The organism is Streptomyces triticagri (assembly GCF_003429565.1).
Classification (GTDB): domain Bacteria; phylum Actinomycetota; class Actinomycetes; order Streptomycetales; family Streptomycetaceae; genus Streptomyces; species Streptomyces triticagri.
In genome coordinates this window covers 1-3,317 of sequence record NZ_QUAK01000161.1, presented here as the reverse complement: position 1 = coordinate 3,317, position 3,317 = coordinate 1, and the positions used below count along the sequence as shown (strand labels likewise).

Annotated in this window: 1 protein-coding gene; it reads left to right on the top strand. The window is 73.2% G+C overall.

Translation table 11 applies throughout. From position 1 onward, the window contains the following. Positions 1 to 3,317 (top strand): condensation domain-containing protein (locus tag DY218_RS25450; protein WP_147336166.1); only part of this gene is annotated, 3,317 nt, incomplete at both ends.

The window sequence follows — 3,317 nt, the reverse complement described above, 5'->3', positions numbered from 1 at the left end:
GGCGGGGACAGTATCCGGTCGATCCAGGTGGTGGCGCGGGCTCGTAAGGCGGGACTGTCCCTGACCACGCGGGATGTGTTCACCCACAAGACCGTCGCCGCACTCGCCCAACTCGCCACCGTGGCACCGGAGTCCACCGCACCCGCCGACCCGGACCAGGGCATCGGTGTCCTCGAACTGACGCCGATCGCCGCCCAGTTGCACGAAGACACCGAGACGCTCGACGGCCCGGTGCGGCGCTACAGTCAGCACGTCGTGGTCCGGGTCCCCGCGGGCATCCCGCTCGCCGAGCTCGACGCCGCACTGCACACCGTCGTCGACCACCACGACGCCCTGCGCACCCGCGCGCACGAACCGTCCCCCGGCCTGTGGCAGCTCGAGGTGCCGGCCCCGGGGTCAGTCGCCGGCGTACCGCTGGTCGTCGAGGCGGACGCCTCCTCGGTACGGGACCTGGACTCATACGCCGACGGCCAGGCCGCCGCCGCCCGGGTCAGGCTCGACCCGTCGGCCGGAGTGATGGTGCAGGCGGTGCTGATCCGCACCGGTGCCACCGAGGACACCGACCGGCTGGTGATCTCCGCCCACCACCTCGTCATCGACGGTGTCTCCTGGCGCATCCTGCTGCCCGACCTCGCCGACGCCGTCGCGGGCCGCGCACTGGAGCCGGTCGGCACTTCGTACCGCGGCTGGTCGCAGCTGCTCGTCGAGCAGTCCCGCACCGCCGCACGCGGCGGCGAAGTCGCCTTCTGGCAGCGCATGTCGGAGGGGCCCGACCCGCTGGTCGGCACCCGGCGGCTCGACCCGGCGAAGGACGTGTACGCCGGCCGGCGCAGCCTCCGTCTCGAGCTGCCCCCGCACCTCACGGCGCCGCTCCTGTCCGAGGTGCCCGCCGCCTTCCACGCCGAGGTCAACGACGTCCTGCTCACCGGATTCGCCCTCGCGGTCGCGGACTGGCGGCGCCGGCACCGGCACGCACGTTTCTCGGGCACCCTCATCGAACTGGAGGGGCACGGCCGTGAGCAGCTCGCCGACGACCTGGACCTCTCCCGGACCGTGGGCTGGTTCACCAGCGCGTTTCCGGTACGTCTCGACGTCGGCGACCTCGACTGGGACGAGCTGTGGGCCGGCGGGCCCGCGCTCGGTGCCGCACTCAAGGCGGTCAAGGAGCAGCTGCGCCAACTCCCGGACAAGGGCGTGGGTTTCGGCCTGCTCCGCTATCTGAACCCGCATGCGGCCCGTGTCCTGTCCCGCCATCCGCGTCCCCAGATCGGCTTCAACTACATGGGCCGTTTCGACACCCGCGAGCTCGCCCTGTGGGAGCCGGCCGGCGGCGACGGAGTGGTCGGCACCGGTGCCCACCCCGGCATGCCGCTGCCGCATCTGCTCGACGTCACTCCCGCGACCGAGGACCGCCCCGACGGTCCGCATCTGATCGCCAACTGGACGTGGGCGGGCGACGCGGTGTCCGAGGAGGACGCCGCCGATGTGGCGGACACCTGGTTCCGCGCCCTCGGGGTCCTGGCCACGCACGGCGCGCGGCTCGGCGGACTCACCCCGTACGACCTGCCGCTCGTGTCGGTGGGGCAGGACGAGATCGACACGTACGGTGCCGAACTCGCCCAGCTGCCCGGCGCTCCCGCGCCGGCCGACGTGCTGCCGCTGACGCCGCTCCAGCAGGGCATGCTGTTCCACGCCGAGCTGGCCGACGACGCGCGCGCCGCCGGAGGTGACGACGGTGCGGTGGACGTCTACACCCTGCAGATCGTCACGGACCTCGAAGGCCCGGTGGACGCCGCGGCCCTGCGCGAGGCGGGCCGGGAACTGCTGCGCCGGCACCCGAACCTGCGCGCCTGCTTCCGTGCCCGCGAGGCGGGCGAGCCCGTCCAGCTCATCCCGGACGAGATCGAACTCCCCTGGTACGAAGAGGACTTGACCGCACTCGCGGAGCGCGAGCGGGCCGCGGCCCTGGAGGCGGTCACCGAGCAGGAGCGCACCCGCAGGTTCGATCTGCGGCGCCCGCCGCTGCTGCGGTTCACACTGGTCAAGCACGGCGAGGACCGCTACCGCTTCATCTGGACGACGCACCACATCCTGGTCGACGGCTGGTCGATGCCGCTGCTGATGCGTGAACTGTTCGCGCTCTGCACCGACGGCGCGAGCGCCGCCCTGCCGGACCCGGTCGCCTACCGCGACTATCTGAGCTGGCTGGTCGCCCAGGACCGCGAGGCCGCCCGTACGGCCTGGCGCGAGGCGCTCGCCGACGTCGAGGAGCCCACGCTCCTCAAGCCCGCCGCACCGGACCGCGTCCCCGGCCTCCCGGACTCGGTTCGCCTCGAGGTGCCGGCCGAACTGACCGCTGAACTCGACACATTGGCCCGGGGCCGCGGCCTGACCATGAACGCCGTGGTGCAGGGCTGCTGGGCGCTGCTGCTCGGCCGGCTCACCGGGCGCCAGGACGTGGTGTTCGGAGCGGTGACCTCGGGCCGTCCGGCCGAGGTGCCCGGCGTCGAGTCGATGATCGGCAACTTCCTGAGCACCGTGCCCGTGCGGGCCCGGCTCACCCCGGGAGCCACCCTGGCCGAGCTGCTCGGCGCGCTGCAGGAGCAGCAGACGCAGCTGCTGCCGCACGAGCACCTGGGGCTCGCCGAGATCCACCGCGCGGCCGGGCTCACCTCGGTGACCGGGGCGAACGGCGAACTCTTCGACACCGTACTGCTCTTCGAGAACTTCCCCTTCGACGGCTCCGGCGGCGCCGCGGGCGACGCGGTCCGCGTGGTGCACACCGAGGCCCAGGACGCCCGCCACCACCCGCTGTCCATGGCGGTCTTCCCCGGCGAGGCGCTCGGCCTGCGTCTGGACTACGCCACGGACCTGTTCGACCGGATCGAGGTGGAGCTGGTCGGTGCCCGCTTCCTGCAGCTGCTGCGCACGGTGGCCGCCGAGCCCGACCGGCGTCTCGCCCAGGTCGACGTGCTGCTGCCGGGCGCGACCGACGGTGTGCTGGGCAGCTGGGACCCGACGCAGGAGGAGGAGAGCGTCGGGGTGGTCGAGCGGGTGCGCACCGTCGCCGCCCGCACCCCGGACGCCATCGCCGTCACCGACCCCAACGGCTCGGTCAGCTACCGCCGCCTCGTCGAGCTGGCGGGCGGGCTGAGCACCGCCCTGACCGGCGAGGGCGCCGAGGTCGGCACGATCGTCGGCATGCTGGCCGACCCCGGAGTGCCGTTCATTGGTGGGGTGTTGGGTGTGCTGGGTGCCGGTGGTGCGTATCTGCCGCTGGATCCGGAGGCGCCGCAGCAGCGGAACGCGGGCCTGCT